Consider the following 16248-nt stretch of genomic DNA (forward strand, 5'->3'; position numbering starts at 1 on the left):
TCACTCCGACCGAGCGTACCGGGCACGGTGCGGCGCGGGACGGCGGCGGCTAGAGTCGGGACGGAGCATCCGCCCGCGGGAAGGACCCTCATGCGACGCAGCATCGTCAACGACCCCGACCAGCTCGTCCCCGAGGCGCTGGAGGGCTTCGTCCTCAGCCATCCGGCCCGCCTCGCCCTCGACGCCGAGCACCGCTTCGTCCGACGCGCCGAGCCCGCCACGGGCAAGGTCGGCCTCGTCTCCGGCGGCGGCTCCGGCCACGAGCCGCTGCATGCAGGCTTCGTCGGCCCCGGGATGCTCGACGTCGCGGTCGCCGGCGCCGTGTTCGCGAGCCCCACCGCGCTGCAGGTCCTCGAGGCGACCAAGGCCGCGGACTCCGGCCACGGCGTGGTCCAGATCGTCAAGAACTACACCGGCGACGTGCTGAACTTCCGCATCGCCGGCGAGATCAGCGGCGACGACCAGGTCGAGACCGAGATCGTGCTGGTGGACGACGACCTCGCCACCGACACGGCCGACGGGGGAGGCCCGGGCCGCCGCGGCACCGCCGCCACCGTGATCGTCGAGAAGGTGTGCGGCGCCGCCGCCGAGGAGGGCCAGGACCTCGCCGCGGTCGCCGAGGTGGGCCGGCGCGCCGCCGCCTCCGCCCGCACCATGAGCCTCGCGCTGACCGCCGGCACCCACCCCGGCGACGAGGAGCCCCAGTTCGCCCTCGGCGACGACGAGGTCGAGCTCGGCGTCGGCATCCACGGCGAGCGCGCCGCCCGGCGGGTCCCCTTCACCAGCGCCGACGGACTCACCGACCTGCTCCTGGACCCTCTGCTGGAGGAGCTGGGCCTGGAGCGCGGCACCGAGGTGCTCGCGATCGTCAACGGCCTCGGCGGCACCTACCCGCTCGAGCTGAACCTCGTCGCCCGCCGCCTCCACCACCGCCTGGGCGACGCCGGCCTCGCCGTCGGCCGCAGCCTCGTCGGCTCCTACGTGACCAGCCTCGACATGCACGGCGTCTCGCTGACGCTGATGCCGCTGGACGAGGAGCTGCGCCGTCTCTGGGACGCGCCCGTCCAGACCCCTGCCCTGACCTGGTGAGGAGCACCGCGATGACCGACCACGCCCTGCACGACGACTTCGGCCGTCTCGTCGTCACGACCCTTCGCGAGAGCCTCGAGGGTGCCGCGCCCGCGCTCGGCGACCTCGACCGCCGTGCCGGAGACGGCGACTTCGGCGACAACGTCCGCGTCGCCATGAAGAACCTCGGCCGCGAGCTCGAGGGCGGCGAGCCCGCCGACTACCGCGGCTGGGTCACCGCCATGTCCCGCGCCTGGCTCGGCGTGGGCGGCACCTCCGGCCCCCTGTTCGGCATGTTCTACCGTGATCTCGCGAGGGCCGCCGGCGACGGCGAGGTCCCGGATCTCGCCGCGCTCGCCGAGGCGCTCGCGGCCGGGCAGGCCGTGGTCCAGAAGTACGGCGAGGCCGAGGTGGGCGACCGCACCATGGTCGACGCCCTCGCCCCGGCCGTCACCGCGCTGCGCGAGGCCGCCGGCTCCGGGGCCGATGCCGTGCACGCGCTCGGCGCCGCGGAGAAGGCCGCGATCGACGCCGCGAAGGGCACCGCCGAGCTCACCGCCCGACGCGGCCGCGCCAGCTACGTCGGCGACAGCGCGAAGGGAGTCATGGACCCGGGAGCCTGCGCGATGGCTCTGGTCGTCGGCGCGCTGCGCGCCGCGGCCGGGGCCGACGGGGGAGAGGTCCGCGCCGACTGGATCGGGTGAGGCCCGCGCATCGTCTCGTGCCTTCGAACTCAGCAGCTCGGCCGGCGACGGGCCATCGGCGGAACGCGGCGGATCGGTTCAGCGTCGTGCTCGACGCCGAGTCTTCCGCGGGTTCTCGGCGAGGATCCTGCGTGCTTTCATCGCGAACTCGTCGGCGAGCTCCAGGAACTCTGCGTCGAGCCGGTCTTCCACGATGAAGCGCTCGTTGCCGCGGGACTCCATCTGCACGGTGTAGGTCCGAGCGCTGTCATCGGGGCGGGGACGGGAGCCGAGTATCATCGCGATCTCCTCATGCTGGTTCGGACACGAGTCTACCGAGGAGCCCCGCACGGCCGGAAGGGATGGCGGGCGGCGCCGGCGCGCTCCGGGACATCTCGAGGATCTCCTGGATGAGGATCTCGTTCCGCAGGACTGTGGACGACGGCTCCGGACACCTCGCGCACCGCAGACTCGCCCGCTGATAGGTTCGCTCTTCGTGTCCGACCTCGCCGCCCTGCTCCCCGATCTCAGCACCACCTCGTGGCTGCTGGTGGTGCTCGGCGCGCTGATCGTCGGCTTCTCCAAGACCGCGCTGCCCGGCGCAGGGACCCTCGCCGCAGGCGCGTTCGCACTGGCCATGCCCGCGAAGGAGTCCACCGCCGCGCTCCTGCTGCTGCTGATCCTCGGCGACATGACGGCGCTGTGGGTGTACCGACGCGAACCGGACTGGCGCACCCTCGTGCGCCTGCTGCCCAGCGCCATGGTCGGCGTGATCATCGGCGTGTTCTTCTTCGCCGCGGTCGACGACACGACTGTGCGCGTCACCATCGGCGTGATCCTGCTGGCGCTGGTCACCCTCACCCTCGTCCGCCGCGCCCAGGCCGCCCGCCGCACCGCGGCGGAGTCGGAGGCGTCGGACCACTCTTCGGCCGCCGGGCCCGCGACCCGCGCCGAGGCCGAGGGCGGCAGCCGCAAGGGCGCCGCCGCGACTGCGCAGGGCGTCGGCTACGGCCTGCTCGGCGGCTTCACCACCATGGTCGCCAACGCCGCCGGGCCCGTCATGTCGCTGTACCTGCTGATGATGCGGATGCCGGTGCTGACCTTCCTGGGCACCTCGGCGTGGTTCTTCGCCGTGATCAACCTGTTCAAGCTGCCCTTCTCCGCAGGGCTCGGCCTGTTCACCGCCGAGACCCTCGCGATGGACGCGCTGCTCGTGCCGGTCGTGCTGCTGGCCGCCTTCGCGGGCGCGAAGGTCGCCCGCCGCATCTCCCAGTCGGTCTTCGACAAGCTGGTGCTGGGCCTGACGGTCCTCGCCGCGATCGGCCTGCTCATTCCCTGACCGGGGTCGGGCCCTCACCGCAGCTCGGCCCGTCACGGCTCCTCGTCGGCCCCCGCGCCAGCGCCCGGCCCGGCCGACGCCGCCCAGCGGCCGAGCCGTTCGATCTCCTCCAGCAGCGCGGGTGGATCGATGACCTCGACCGGCGCACCGATCCGGGCCAGGTGCAGCGCCACCCAGGTCAGGTCATCGGCGCCGGCGCGGAGCACGCAGGCGTCCTCCCCGTCGGCCTCGAGCGTGCCGGAGCGTGCCGGGACGTGGGGTGCGATCTGGTCGTACGGGGCCAGAATCCGCACGGTGCAGGCGGTGGGGTAGGAGCTGACGGTGATCGACTCCCGCACCGCGGCCTCGATGTCCGGGACGGGGCGGTCGGTGATCGGCAGGGTCGAGGCGCTCACCTCGTGCATGCGGTCCAGGCGGAAGGTGCGCCAGTCCTCCCGCTCCAGGTCCCAGGCGAAGAGGTACCAGCGCCCCTCCATCGACAGCACCCGGCGCGGCTCGAGGCGCCGCTCGAACCGCTCCCCGTCGGCCCGCTCGTAGTCCACCCGCACCCGCACCCCGTCCCGCACCGCGGTGACCAGGGACAGCAACACCTCCGAGCGGGCGCCGGGAGCGTGGCGGGAGATCACGCCCATCGCCTCGGAGACCGCGCCGACCTCCGCGCGCACGGACGCGGGCAGTATCCGGTCCAGCGCCGCGAGCGCCCGCAGCGCCTCCTCGTCCAGCCCGTCGATACCGGACGAGGCGGCGAGCCGCAGGCCGACGGCGACCGCGACCGCCTCCGGGGAGCTCAGCAGCAGCGGAGGCAGGGCCCGGCCCGCACCGAGCTGATACCCGCCGCCGTGCCCGGCCGAGGTCAGCACCGGGTAGCCCATCTGCCGCAGCCGATCCACGTCCCGGCGCACGGTCCGCGTGGTCACGCGCATCTCGTCGGCCAGCTCGGGCCCGGTCCACACCGAGCGGGACTGCAGCAGCGCCAGCAGCCGCAGCGCCCTCGTGGTCACGTCGCTCATCGCGCCTCCTCCTCCCGCGTCGACCGCTGTCCGGTCCTGGTGGTGCACAGTCTGCCCCGCTTCACGGACAGGATCTGTCCGCATCGGTGCGGAGGGTGGGGCCTGTCAGCATCCGCACCCACCGAGGAGCACCCCATGCCTTTCCTGACCGCCGAGACCACCGACGAGCGTGACAGCCTCGCCACCTTCGCCCAGCAGCAGATCGAGCAGGTCGCCACCGCCCTGCACGGGCTCGACCAGGAGCAGCTCGCCCTGGTCCCGAGCGCCTCCGGGATGAGCCTCGGCGCGCTCGCCCGCCACGTCCTGCTGATCGCGGGCGGCGCGGCGCTGTCCATCGCCGCCGCCCCCGGACCGGGCTCCGACCCCGAGCGCACCCCGGAGCAGCTGCAGGCCGAGGGTGGGCTCGCCCCCGACGCCCTGCGCCCCGAGGACACCCCGGAGTCCCTCATCGCGCAGCTGCACCAGGCGGGGGAGGAGCTCGCCGCCGCGATCCGCGCCGCCGACCTCGACATGTTCGCGCCCGTCCCCGACGCGCCCTGGTTCGAGGGCCGCACCCGCTGGAGCCTGCGCTGGTACGCCCTGCACCAGATCGAGGAGAACGCCCGGCACGCCGGCCACGCCGACATCCTGCGCGAGAGCATCGACGGGAAGGGCGCCTACGAGCTCAACGCGCTCGCCGCCGGGCAGGAGTGGCCGCCGGCAGGGTGGTGAGCGCCAGGCGCCTGCGCCCCGCCCCCGACCATCCCTGCACACGGGGGCGGCGCTGCTGCGCGACCTGTGGGCGCACCGGGGATGAGCGGCTGGGCGGCGGCGCGCAGCGAGCACAGGCGCGCCGCCACCGAAGCGCCCTGCCGCCCGGACGGCCAGGGTGTGGACCTCCCTGGGCAGGGAAAATGCCTGCCCATAGGCTCGGCAGGGTGAGCATCCCCGACGCCGAGCAGGCACCGCCGACCCTGACCCGACGCCGCACCGCCGGGGCCCGCATCACGCTCACCCTCGCCGCGCTCGGCATGCTCGGCCCGTTCACGATCAACACCGTCTTCCCCGCGTTCGCGCAGATCGGCGAGGAGTTCGACGCCTCCGACGTGGTCCTCCAGCAGCTGATCAGCGTCTACCTCGCCTCCTTTGCGGTGATGAGCGTGTTCCACGGCCCGCTCTCGGACGCACTCGGGCGCAAGAAGGTCATGCTCACCGGGCTCGCGATCTACATCGTGGCGATGTTCGCGGCGGTGCTCGCCACCGGGCTCGGGGCGCTCATCGCACTGCGGATCCTGCAGGGCGTCAGCGCCGGCGCGGCCACGATCGTCTCCCGCGTCGTGGTGCGGGACCTGTTCGCCGGCGCCGAGGCGCAGCGGCTGATGGCCCGGATCATGATGATCTTCGCGCTCGCCCCCCGTGATCGCGCCCGTCCTCGGCGGCTGGCTGCTGCTGCTCGGCGACTGGCGCTGGGTGTTCGCCGGCGTCGGCCTCTACGGCGTGCTGGTCCTCGTGCTCACCGCCCTGATGCCCGAGTCGCTGCCGAAGGAGGCCCGGATCCCGCTCCGGATCGGCGCCGTGATCGGGTCCCTGTGGGAGGTGGGCCGCTCCCCGGTGATGCTGCGGATCGCGCTGGCCACCGCCTTCGGCTTCGCCGCCCACTTCGTGTTCGTCGCCGCCGCGCCGATCATCGTGGTGCGCCTGCTGGGCCTGGGCGAGCAGGACTTCTGGGTGCTCTTCGCCCCGCTGATCATCGGGATGATGGCCGGCTCCCTGGTCGTCGGTCGCGCGGCCGACGTGATGGACCGCAGCCGGCTGATCACGATCGGCTACATCGGCACCCTCGCCACCAGCGTGCTGAACCTCGTGCTCGTGCTGCTGGCGCCCGACCCGGCCGGCGGCCTGGACCTCACGCTGCTGCCCGTCCTCGTCGGCCCTGCGCTGATGTCCTTCACCGCCTCGCTGTTCTTCGCCCCGATGCAGCTGGAGATCCTCGAGCTGTTCCCGCACCAGCGCGGCGCCGCCGCCTCGATGGGCACCTTCTTCACCCTCGTGATGAACGCGCTGCTCTCCGGGGTGATCGCCCCGCTGATCACCGGCAGCCTCACCGTGGTGGCGCTCGCCGCGCTCGGCTGCGTGATCGTCGGCGCGCTGCTGTGGGCCTGGCACCTGGCCGACCGTTCCCGTCGGCTGGTCGCCGCCGCATGAGCCGCCCGGCCGACGGGCGGACCGCTCGCCGCGGTGGGATCGACCCCGCCCCGTCCCCGGGCTACGGTGGTGCCGCCACCGCGCCGGCCCGGCCGCGACCGACCTCGGGAGAGCACATGAGCATCACCGGAAGACTCGACGGCGGCGACCTCGTGCTGCGCCGCACCGTCCCCGCCCCGCGGACGCGGATATGGCAGCACCTCACCGATCCGGACCGCCTCGCCACCTGGTACGGGACCTACGCCGGCGACCCCGCGAGCGGCGTCGTCGAGGTGACCATGACCGCCGAGCCCGGTGAGCCGTCCACCTCTCCCTGGAGCATCCACGCCTGCGAGCGCGAGCGCCTGCTCATCGTCAGCTCCGCCCTCGGCGACCAGGTCTGGAAGCTCTCGCTCGAGCTCGAGGGCGGCTCCGACGGGGCCGGCGGCGCCGCGGGCGACCTCACCCACCTCGCGCTGCGCCACCACGACGTGCCCGCCGACATGGTCGAGCACATCGGCCCCGGCTGGGAGTGGTACCTCGACCGGCTCGTCGGTGCCGTCACCGGCTCCCGCATCCCGGGCATGGACGTGTGGGACGCGGAGTACATGAGCCGCGCCCCCGAGTACGCCGCGCTCGCCGGCTGAGCGCTCGCCGACCGGGCGCTCGCCGGCCGGGCGCCCGTCGATCGGATCTCGCGCGCGCCGGGCGCGCGGCGCTCAGCCCAGCAGCACGAGACCGCGCACGAGCGCGAGCAGTGAGCCCGCCACCGCCAGCACCATCACGATCCGCATCGCCCGCTCCGGCGGGATCCTCGGCCCCAGCCACGACCCGACGATCGTGCCCGTGAGCAGCGCGAGGACGAGCACCGCCCAGCTCACCGGCGGCAGGGTGGGCAGCGCCCGCTTCGCCAGGAGCGAGACGATGCTCAACACCAGGAACTGCAGCTGGGCAGTCGCCGCGAACTGCCGGTGCGGCCACGCCGTCGCCCGCGCATAGATCACCACTCCCGGACCGCCCACACCGGCGGTCACGTTCATGAACCCGGAGGCCAGCCCGCCCACCGCGCCGAGCGACTGCGACCTCGGCAGGGTGCGACCGCGCAGCAGCAGCGTCAGCGCGAGACCCGCGATCACCACGGCGCTGACCGTGACCATCAACGGCGCCTCGGGGATCAGTGACACCGCGACCGCGCCCGGAATCACCCCCACCACGCCCATCGGCACGAGCACCGCCGCTCGCGGCCAGTCCACGTCGTGCCCCTGTGCGGCGAGGTTCAGCGCCGAGGACAGCGCCCCGCACAGGTTCGTCACCAGGATCCCCTCGAAGGGGCCGAGCACCAGCACCAGGAACGGCGCGGACAGCAGCGCGAACCCCATCCCCGTGGACCGCTGCGCGAGCGCCCCGACCAGCACCGTCACGGCGAGCCCCAGCAGCGGGAGCAGGAGCGGTCCGGTCATGGGCTCCAGGCTACGTGCCGCTCGAGGCGCCCGACCGGTCCGCCGGCCGACGAACCCCGCCTGCATCACAGCGCCCGTCGGCCACAATGGCTCCGTGACCTCCACCGCCTCCCTCGACACCGTCCTCGACCTGCTGCGCGCGGACCCGCAGAGCGAGGCCGAGCTCGAGCACCTCGCCCGAGAGGCGCAGCTCCTGCCCGCCGGGGAGCTCGTCTACCTCGTCGACACCCGCCCCGCGACCGAGGCCGCGCTGCTGTTCAGGGTGCTGGACAAGGCGCGAGCGCTCGCCGTCTTCGAGGGCCTCAGCCCCGACCACCAGGCCGAGCTGATCTCCGCCCTGCGCACCCCGCAGGTCGCCGAGATCATCGGCGACCTCGACCCCGACGACCGCGCCTCGCTGTTCGACGAGCTGCCCGCCTCCGTCGCCGAGCGCCTCATGCACGGCCTGGACGCCGACGAGCGGGCGATGACCACCGCGGTGCTCGGCTACCCGCGCCACGCGATCGGGCGGTACATGTCCCCGGAGGTGCTCGCGCTGCGCCCCGAGCAGACCGTCGCCGAGGCGCTCGCCGAGGTGCGCGAGCGCGGCGAGGACGCGGAGACCGTGTACCTCCTGCCCGTCGTGGACTCCTCCCGCGTGCTGCTGGGGGTCGTGGGCCTGCGCCGCCTGCTGCTGACCGCGCCGGAGGAGCGCGTGGGTGACCTCGCCCACGAGGCCGTCCGCGCCCGCGCGACCGACGACCGGGAGGAGGCCGCCCGGCGGTTCTTCGCCGCGAAGCTGCTGGCCATGCCGATCGTCGATGCGGAGGAGCGGCTCGTCGGAGTGCTCACCGTCGACGACGCGGTGGACATCATCGAGCGGGAGAACGCCGAGGACTCCGCCCGCACCAGCGGCTCCGAGCCGCTGACCCGCTCCTATCTCGCCACCCCGATCCTGCGCGTGGTCCGCTCCCGCATCGTGTGGCTGCTGGTGCTGGCGGTCTCCGCGATCCTCACCGTGCAGGTGCTGGAGATCTTCGAGGACCGCCTCGAGCAGGTCGTCGTGCTCGCGCTGTTCATCCCTCTGCTGACCGGCACCGGCGGGAACACCGGCAACCAGGCCGCGACCACCGTCACCCGCGCCCTCGCCGTCGGGGAGGTGCGGGTGCGGGACCTGCCGCGAGTGGTGTGGAAGGAGCTGCGCGTCGGCGTCGTGCTGGGGGCGGTGCTCGGCTCCCTCGGCTTCGTGGTCTCCGGGCTCGTCTACGGTCTGTCGATCGGGGCCGTGATGGGGCTGACGCTGCTGTCGATCTGCATCATGGCCGCGATCGTCGGCGGGCTGATGCCGTTGGTCGCCAAGCGGATCGGCGCTGACCCGGCAGTGTTCTCCAACCCGTTCATCTCGACCTTCTGCGACGCGACGGGGCTGATCATCTACTTCACGATCGCGACGGTGGTGCTGGGGCTGTAGGGGCGGGGGACTCCTCAGGCCCGCTCCAGCCGGGCCCTGTCATCCGAATGCCAGCGCACATCGGCGTTGTCGGTGAAGGAGAGGCTTGTGACCTGGTACTTGCATCGCACCCCGCCCAACGTTTTGCATAGCAGAACGCATGTTTCGGAACACGCAACAGCTTAGCAAGGCGGGCGTCCGACGGGAATCTCCACCACCGACGGCCCGACGAGCGGGGCCCCGGGACGCCTTCGTGTCCCGGGGCCCCGCCTGTCGGCCGACCCGCGCACCGGCCGGCCTGCCGGCTCTCACACCTCGTCGCCGACGGTGATCGCCTCGGCCTCCTCGGCGGCGCTCAGGTGGTGCTCCTGGCCGACCGCGGCGAGGTGCCGTCGGCCGATCATCAGCATGGCCATGCTGAGCGCGAGGGTGAGCGCCGCGAGCAGGTAGGGGGCCCCGGCGGTGGTCGCCGCCGCGAGCGGGCCGGCCACGGCCGGCGCGATCGCGCCGCCCAGGAAGCGCACGCCGGAGTACGCTGAGCTCGCCACGCCGCGCGGCAGGTCGGTCGCCTCCATGACCGTCTCGGTCAACGCCGTGTTCATGATGCCCAGCAGCAGCCCGCCGATCACGATCAGCACGATCATCGCGGTCATCGAGGTGTGGACCAGGGCGAGCGCCACCATCACCGCGGTGAGCAGGCCGAGCGTCGTCAGCAGCGTCGGGATCAGGCCCAGGCGGCGCGTGAGCACGGGCGCGGCGAACACCGAGGTGATCGCGAGCGCGAGGCCCCAGCCGAAGAACACCCCGCCGATGCCCATCGCACCGAATTCCATGCCGTGCGCGGCCGCGGCGGCCTCGAGCGGGAAGGGGGAGTAGGCCAGCAGCGTGAAGAAGCCGAAGTTGTAGAAGATCGCAGTCAGCGCCAGGGTGCGCAGCGCCGGGTTCCCGAGCGCCCGCAGGGCTGCGAGCGGGGAGACGTGCGCGGGCTTCGCCTCGCGCTGCAGCAGCACCGCGATCGCGAGCGCGCCGATGCCCATCAGTACCGCGGTGCCGGCGAAAGGTGCGCGCCAGGAGACGGAGCCGAGCAGGCCGCCGAGCAGCGGCCCGAGCGCCATGCCGATCCCGAGCGCGGTCTCGTAGAGGATGATCGCGCCGCCGCTCGGGCCCGCGGTGGCGCCGACGATCGCGGCGAGGGCGGTCGAGATGAACAGCGCGTTGCCGAGCCCCCAGCCCGCCCGCAATCCGATGATCTCGTTGACCGACCCGGCGCCAGCGGCGAGCGCCGCGAAGAGCACCACGAGCACGAGGCCGATCATCAGCGTGCGCTTCACGCCGACGGCGGAGGCGAACCAGCTGGTGAAGAACATGGCGATCGCGGTGATGAAGAGATAGCTGGTGAACAGCAGCATCGCCTGCGAGGGGGAGGCGTCCAGCTGCTCGCTGATCGCGGGGAGGATCGGGTCCACCAGGCCGATGCCCATGAAGGACACGGTCGCGGCGAAGGCGATCGCCCACACGGCGCGCGGCTGGTGGAAGGCGTCGCGCAGAGTGGGGGCCGAGGAGCTTGCGCCCGTGGAGGGGGCTGTCGAGGGATCGGTGTCCGTCGAGGTCATGCGGTGCTTCTTCCGGGGTGGGGAGGGATGGTCGGTGGCACGGCGGGGCCGCCCGAGGGGCGTCGCCGACGGGTCAGCGGTCGTGGGACTCGAGGAGGCCCGCGAGGATCTCGGAGGCGCGCGTGAGGGTCGCGAGATCCTCGGTCGGCAGGGGCTCGAGGAGGGAGCCGACGCCGGTGGCGAGCTGCCCGCGCCAGGCGGCCAGCTGCGCGGAGCCGGCCTCGGTGGTGCTGACCAGCGAGGAGCGGGAGTCGGTCGGGTCCGCCTCGCGGCGCACCAGCCCCTCCGCCTCGAGCCGCTTGATCACAGTGGTGGCCGTCGGGCGGGAGACCCGCTCGCGCTCGGCGATCTCGCTCAGGCGCAGCGGCCCGAGACGCTCGATCGTCGCCACCACCCGCCAGGACACCGTGCCGACGCCGACGTCCGAGCGCCGCGCGGCGAGCCGGGCGAACTGGCTGCACACGAGCGCGAGGTGCTGCGGGAGCTCCTCGAGCGCGGGGTCGGCGGCCGACGGGTCCTGGTGGGGCGGCGGTGTTCTGGTCACGGCGACCGATAGTAGTTCGCATTGTTAACTATTGCAAGGGGTGCGAGTGCGTCGCCCGCCGCCGCCTCGGGATCCCGCGTCGTCTCACCTGCCGGTGCGACCGTTCCTCCACAACGGTCATCGATCCACTTCTGCGCAGGTGACGGTGCAATCCGGGTCCGCGTCGACTGGACTGGGGAGCCGCACTCCTGTCACTCGGTCGGAGGACGTCATGACGCTCATCGCCCCACCACCCGCACCCGGCTCCGAGCCCGACCCGTCGGCGTCCGGCCCTGACGCCGACCTGCCCACACACGGGCCCGACGCCGCCTCGCCCGCACTCGGCTCTGCTGCCGCCCCGCCGGCGCGGCTCGACCGTGAGGACGCCGAGCGGCTCGGCCTGCGAATCCAGCACCAGGCCGCGGTGATCGCCCAGGCCACGTGTGAGTTTCTGCTGATGCTCGCGGAGTTCGACGCCCGCGAGGGGGTGCGGTTCTACGAGGGCCTGAAATCGACAGCGCACTGGCTCGGCTGGGCCTGCTCGATGGCCGCAGGCACTGCGAGGGAGCACCTCCGCGTCGCCCGCGCCCTGCCGGAGCTGCCGCTCACCGTCGCCGAGTTCGGTGCCGGCCGGCTCTCCTATTCCAAGGTCCGCGAGATCACCCGCGTCGTGGGCCGCGTCGAGGAGGAGGTCCTGGTCGAGATGGCCCGCGCGATGACCGCCGCCCAGCTCTCCCGCACCATCTCCTCCTTCCGGGCGGTCGACGGTTCCCGGCTCGACCAGGAGTCGCGTCGTGAGGCGCGCTGGCACGTGCGGGAGGACGGCATGGTCGAGATCCGCGCGGTCCTGCCCGCCGAGACCGGTGCCGAGCTGCTCACTGCCCTGGATCTCGCGCTGGGCCGCGACGGCACGAGTCCGCCCACGAGCACGGCTCTGCCCTCGAGCACAGAACCGGTCGCGATTGCCGAGCGCTGCGCCGAGATCACCGCCGAGGCGACTCTCGAACAGCGTCGGGCCGACGCCCTCCACGACATCGCCCGCACCTATCTCGCCGCCGAGCCCGACGACCGCTCCGGCGAGGACCGCCACCTCGTGGTCGTGCAGGTCAGCGCCGAGTCGCTCGTCGAGGACGTTCCCGCGGGAACGCTTCCGCGCTGCGGCGTCGTCGGCGGCGGGCCCCTCGAGCCCCGCACCGCCGAGCGACTCGCCTGCACCGGGAAGGTCTCGCTCGCCATCTCCGACGTCCACGGGGAGATCCTCCACCTCGGACGCGCCCGGCGCCTCGCCTCCCGGGCCCAGCGTCGCGCCCTGCGGCTCCGCGACGGGACCTGCGTGTTCCCCGGCTGCCACCAGAGCAAGCACCTGGACGCCCACCACCTCACGCCCTGGTCAGAAGGGGGACCGACGGATCTTGACGAGCTCGCGCTGCTGTGTCGGCGCCACCACGTGATGGTCCACGAGGGCGGGCTGCGGCTGGTCCATAGCCGGTCCGCGTCCTCGGGCAGCAGGGCTCAGCCGGCAGCGTCCCGGGAGCTCGCTCCGTCAGCAGTCTCATCGGCGGCCGCGTCGACGGGCGCAACGGCGGCCCCGTCGGCCTGGACGCCGCGCTTCCAGGTGCTCGACGAGGCCGGCCGCCCGGTCCAGGCACGATGGCCCGCGATGCTCGAGCGGCTGATCCTCCGCCCGGATGTGCCGACGGACGACACGGCACCCTGCACCGAGGGAGGAGCCGGAGCGGCGGCGGCTGACGAGGCCGAGGGTGACGGTCCGGTCGGCGAGGATCACTCCACGACGGCTGGCAGAGCTCCCGGCACGCCAGACGGCCAAGACCCCGAACGGATCGCCGCCACCACGGGCGGGGAGGGCTTCTGCCTCGCCGACTGCGTGCAGGCGCTGTGCGAGAGCGTGCTGGTCAGGGCGGCGTGAGCACCCCGAGCATGACGGAGGGGCCTGACGCGCGTGTGCGCATCAGGCCCCTCGTGTCGGACTCGACGAGCCGTGGGGCTCAGCGGCCGGTGAGCTCCTTCGCCGCCTCCTGGGCCTTGAGCGCCAGCTCGACGGCCTTGAAGGCGTGCTCCTGGGTCATCGCGTTCTCGGTGCGGTGCAGCACGTCGAGCACCAGCTCGCCGAAGAAGGGGTAGCCCACCTTCCCGTCGGCCTCGAGGCGGTGCTCGCCCTCGGAATCCACCAGGATCACCTGGTTCGGGCCGTTGTCGGTGGTGACGTCGACGTACTTGCGCAGCTCGAGGTAGCCCTCGGTGCCCACCACGAAGGTGCGGCCGTCGCCCCAGGTGCGCAGGCCCGACGGGGTGAACCAGTCCACGCGGACGAAGCCCGTCGCCCCGGAGGAGAGCGCGACGTGCGCGTCGCCGAAGTCGTCGAGCTCGGGATGCTCGGGGTTGCCGAAATTGCCGATCGAGGAGGAGAGGATCTCCGCGTCGTCCGAGCCGGTGAAGGTGAGCATCTGCTCGAAGTTGTGCGAGCCGATGTCGGTGAGAATGCCGCCGTAGCGGGCGCGCTCGAAGAACCAGTCGGGGCGGGAGGAGGGATCGCCCATGCGGTGCGGGCCCATGCCGGTGATCTGCAGGACCTTACCGATCGCACCCTTCTGGATGAGCTGGGTGGCGAGCACCGCGGCCTCCACGTGGATGCGCTCGGAGTAGTAGACCATGTACTTCTTCCCGGTCCGCGCGACGGCCGCCTTCGCCTCGGCGAGCTGCTCGAGGGAGATCAGCGGGGTCTTGTCCGTGAAGTAGTCCTTGCCGGCCTCCATCACGCGGATGCCGAGCGGGGCCCGGTCCACGGGGACCGCCGCGGCGGCGACGAGGTGCACCTCCGGGTCGGAGAGCACCTCCTCCTCGCTCGAGGCGATGGTGACCTCGGGGAACTGCTCCTTGAACGCGGCGGCGCGCTCGGGCTGCGGGTCGTACACCCACTTCAGCGTGCCGCCCGCGCCGAGCAGACCCTGGGTCATCCCGCCGATGTGGCCGTGGTCGAGATGCATCGCGGCGAACACGAACTCCCCGGGCTCGACCACCGGCTTCGGCATCGCGGCGGGGGCGTAGTTGGCACCTTCGGAGACGGCCATCGACAGTCCTTTCGGTCGAGAGTGCGGCCTGGGGCCCGGTCATAGTCGCCACCAGTGTCGTGCACCACGAGGTGCGATGGCGCGGAGTGCCGGGGGTTGCCAGTCGCGCGGGGCGGCGCCGCCGCGCGGGCCGCGACCTCCGTCGGCTCTCCCTTCCGGCGTGACCTCGGACAACCCCGGCTCGTCGGGCACGGCCGACGGGCCTATCGTGGACCTGAACCCCCACACTGCGGTGCCCGTGCACGAGCGCGCCCGTCCCGCTCGAGGGCGGGCCCGGGAAGGACCCCCGTGATCGACGCCCTCGCGAACAGCCCCCTGCTCACGCTGTTCCTGGTCGTCGCGACCGGGGCCGTGCTCGGCGCCATCCCCTTCGGCCGGATGCGCTTCGGCGCCGCGGGCGCCCTGTTCACGGGCCTGGCGCTGTCCGCGATCGCCCCGCAGCTCGGCGACGGCATGCAGATCGTGCAGACCCTCGGGCTCGCCCTGTTCGTCTACACCGTCGGCATCTCCGCCGGCGCCACCTTCTTCGCCACGCTGAACAAGCAGCTGCCGCTGCTGGGCGCCGCGACCGTCGCCACCGTCATCGCCGCGCTCGCGACGATCCTGCTCGGCCACGCCCTCGGGATCGAGCGGGACCTGGGCCTGGGCCTGTTCACCGGCGCGCTGACCGCCGCGCCCGCGCTCGACGCCGCCTCGCGCCTGACCGGCACGACGGGCCCGTCCGTCGGCTACTCCTTCGGCTATCCGATCGGCGTGATCGTCGGGATCGTGCTGGTCTCCATGGTCGTGAACCGTGCCTGGCCCGGCCGGGGCGACACCCCCGCGCTCGCCGGGACCAGCCTCGCCTCCACCACCGTGCTCGTCCACCGCACCGTGAACCTGCGCGACGTGCCGCAGTGGTACCAGCAGCGGGTGCGCTTCTCCTATCTGCGCCGGGACGGCACGGTGCGCGTGATCGTGCCCGGCGAGGACCTGCTGGCCGGGGACGAGGTGGTCGCCGTCGGGATGCCCGAGGTGGTCGAGGAGGTCGTCGCCGAGCTCGGCGAGCGCTCGACCCGGCACGTCGCCCACGACCGCTCCCTGGTCGAGTTCACGCGCATGACCGTCTCGAACCCGGACCTCGCCTCCCGCTCCATCGCCGAGCTGAACCTGCCCGTCCGCTTCGGCGCCGTGGTCACCCGGGTGCGGCGCGGGGACCTGGAGCTGCTGGCCCGCGACGACCTCATCCTCGAGCCCGGGGACCGCATCGCCGTGGTCGTGGACCGGGCGGAGCTCGACGCCGTGCACCGCTTCCTCGGCGACTCCGACCGCCAGGTGAGCGAGCTGGACGTGCTCTCCCTCGGCCTCGGGCTGATGCTCGGCGTGGGCCTCGGCATGGTCACCGTGCCGATGCCGGGCGGGAGCGCCTTCTCCCTCGGCCCGGCCGCGGGACCGCTGATCGTCGGCATGGCCCTCGGGGCGCTGCGCCGCACCGGCCCGATCGTCTGGTCCCTGCCGGGCGGTGCGAACACCACCGTGCGCCAGATGGGGCTGCTGCTGTTCCTCGCCGCGCTCGGCCTCACCGCCGGGCCCGAGGTCGCCGCCGTCCTCGCCTCGCCGATGGCCTGGCGCGCCGCGCTGCTGTCCGTGGTCGTCTCCGCGCTCTCCTGCGTGGTGCTGCTGCTGGCCGCCCGCTGGGTGCTGGACATCTCCGCCGCGCGCTCCGCTGGCGCGGTCGCGGGCTTCCTCGGCCAGCCCGCGGTGCTTGACGCCGCGAACTCCCGCAAGGCCGACGAGCGGATCGAGACCGCCTACGCCACACTCTTCGCCTTCGCGATGGTGGTGAAGATCCTGCTGGTTCCGGTGATCTGGAACGTATAGGGCTAGCGTTC

Annotated in this window: 15 protein-coding genes and 1 pseudogene; 10 read left to right on the forward strand and 6 right to left on the reverse strand. The window is 73.1% G+C overall.

Features of this window, described 5'->3' with window-relative positions:
* Window positions 1-90 precede the first annotated feature (90 nt).
* Together DS079_RS15695 and DS079_RS15700 are read left to right on the forward strand one after the other, a co-directional pair.
* A complete protein-coding gene (locus DS079_RS15695; RefSeq protein ID WP_126988735.1) occupies window positions 91-1089 on the forward strand; it encodes a dihydroxyacetone kinase subunit DhaK in 999 nt (332 codons plus the stop codon).
* 11 nt (window positions 1090-1100) lie between these two features.
* Window positions 1101-1772 (forward strand): DAK2 domain-containing protein, encoded by a 672-nt coding sequence (locus tag DS079_RS15700; RefSeq protein WP_126988736.1) that lies wholly within the window; start codon window positions 1101-1103, stop codon window positions 1770-1772.
* Window positions 1773-1850: 78 nt separating this feature from the next.
* Here the strand turns inward: DS079_RS15700 and DS079_RS15705 are convergent, their stop codons facing one another.
* Window positions 1851-2051 carry a hypothetical protein gene (locus DS079_RS15705; protein ID WP_126988737.1) on the reverse strand — a complete coding sequence of 67 codons (201 nt, stop codon included), beginning with the start codon at window positions 2049-2051 and terminating at the stop codon, window positions 1851-1853.
* 196 nt (window positions 2052-2247) lie between these two features.
* Between DS079_RS15705 and DS079_RS15710 the strand changes: the two genes are divergently transcribed.
* Window positions 2248-3090, forward strand: a complete 843-nt coding sequence (locus DS079_RS15710; RefSeq protein ID WP_126988738.1) for a sulfite exporter TauE/SafE family protein — start codon at window positions 2248-2250, stop codon at window positions 3088-3090.
* A gap of 32 nt (window positions 3091-3122) precedes the next feature.
* Here DS079_RS15710 and DS079_RS15715 read toward each other — a convergent pair whose 3' ends face one another.
* Window positions 3123-4100 (reverse strand): helix-turn-helix transcriptional regulator, encoded by a 978-nt coding sequence (locus DS079_RS15715; RefSeq protein ID WP_126988739.1) that lies wholly within the window; start codon window positions 4098-4100, stop codon window positions 3123-3125.
* A 135-nt stretch (window positions 4101-4235) separates the two neighbouring features.
* Between DS079_RS15715 and DS079_RS15720 the strand changes: the two genes are divergently transcribed.
* The 4 genes and pseudogenes from DS079_RS15720 (at window position 4236) to DS079_RS15730 (ending at window position 6910) form a co-directional block, all read left to right on the forward strand.
* Window positions 4236-4811: a mycothiol transferase gene (locus DS079_RS15720; RefSeq protein WP_126988740.1), complete on the forward strand. Its 576-nt coding sequence runs from the start codon at window positions 4236-4238 to the stop codon at window positions 4809-4811.
* Window positions 4812-5110: 299 nt separating this feature from the next.
* Window positions 5111-5431 (forward strand): annotated as a pseudogene (locus DS079_RS17665) (MFS transporter); the annotation flags it as partial.
* A gap of 64 nt (window positions 5432-5495) precedes the next feature.
* Window positions 5496-6284 (forward strand): MFS transporter, encoded by a 789-nt coding sequence (locus DS079_RS15725; RefSeq protein WP_271190710.1) that lies wholly within the window; start codon window positions 5496-5498, stop codon window positions 6282-6284.
* Between the two features lie 116 nt (window positions 6285-6400).
* On the forward strand, window positions 6401-6910 hold the full coding sequence (locus DS079_RS15730; RefSeq protein WP_164736294.1) for an SRPBCC domain-containing protein: 510 nt from the start codon (window positions 6401-6403) through the stop codon (window positions 6908-6910).
* 72 nt (window positions 6911-6982) lie between these two features.
* Here DS079_RS15730 and DS079_RS15735 read toward each other — a convergent pair whose 3' ends face one another.
* Window positions 6983-7723 carry a sulfite exporter TauE/SafE family protein gene (locus DS079_RS15735; protein ID WP_126988742.1) on the reverse strand — a complete coding sequence of 247 codons (741 nt, stop codon included), beginning with the start codon at window positions 7721-7723 and terminating at the stop codon, window positions 6983-6985.
* A gap of 94 nt (window positions 7724-7817) precedes the next feature.
* Between DS079_RS15735 and mgtE the strand changes: the two genes are divergently transcribed.
* Window positions 7818-9173: a magnesium transporter gene (gene mgtE / locus DS079_RS15740; RefSeq protein ID WP_126988743.1), complete on the forward strand. Its 1356-nt coding sequence runs from the start codon at window positions 7818-7820 to the stop codon at window positions 9171-9173.
* Window positions 9174-9460: 287 nt separating this feature from the next.
* Here the strand turns inward: mgtE and DS079_RS15745 are convergent, their stop codons facing one another.
* Complete coding sequence (locus DS079_RS15745) at window positions 9461-10765, reverse strand: MFS transporter (RefSeq protein ID WP_126988744.1); 1305 nt, start codon at window positions 10763-10765, stop codon at window positions 9461-9463.
* 73 nt (window positions 10766-10838) lie between these two features.
* Window positions 10839-11309, reverse strand: coding sequence for a MarR family winged helix-turn-helix transcriptional regulator (locus DS079_RS15750; RefSeq protein ID WP_126988745.1), 471 nt, complete (start codon window positions 11307-11309; stop codon window positions 10839-10841).
* A gap of 211 nt (window positions 11310-11520) precedes the next feature.
* On the opposite strand from DS079_RS15750, the gene DS079_RS15755 reads away from it, so the two are divergent.
* On the forward strand, window positions 11521-13215 hold the full coding sequence (locus tag DS079_RS15755) for an HNH endonuclease signature motif containing protein (protein WP_164736295.1): 1695 nt from the start codon (window positions 11521-11523) through the stop codon (window positions 13213-13215).
* 79 nt (window positions 13216-13294) lie between these two features.
* Here DS079_RS15755 and DS079_RS15760 read toward each other — a convergent pair whose 3' ends face one another.
* Entirely contained in the window at window positions 13295-14377 is a 1083-nt protein-coding gene (locus DS079_RS15760) for a Gfo/Idh/MocA family protein (RefSeq protein WP_126988746.1), read from the reverse strand.
* A 288-nt stretch (window positions 14378-14665) separates the two neighbouring features.
* On the opposite strand from DS079_RS15760, the gene DS079_RS15765 reads away from it, so the two are divergent.
* A complete protein-coding gene (locus tag DS079_RS15765; protein ID WP_126988747.1) occupies window positions 14666-16237 on the forward strand; it encodes an aspartate:alanine exchanger family transporter in 1572 nt (523 codons plus the stop codon).
* The last annotated feature ends 11 nt before the right edge of the window (window positions 16238-16248 follow it).

The organism is Brachybacterium paraconglomeratum (assembly GCF_003994255.1).
In the GTDB taxonomy this organism is placed as follows: Bacteria; Actinomycetota; Actinomycetes; order Actinomycetales; family Dermabacteraceae; genus Brachybacterium; species Brachybacterium conglomeratum.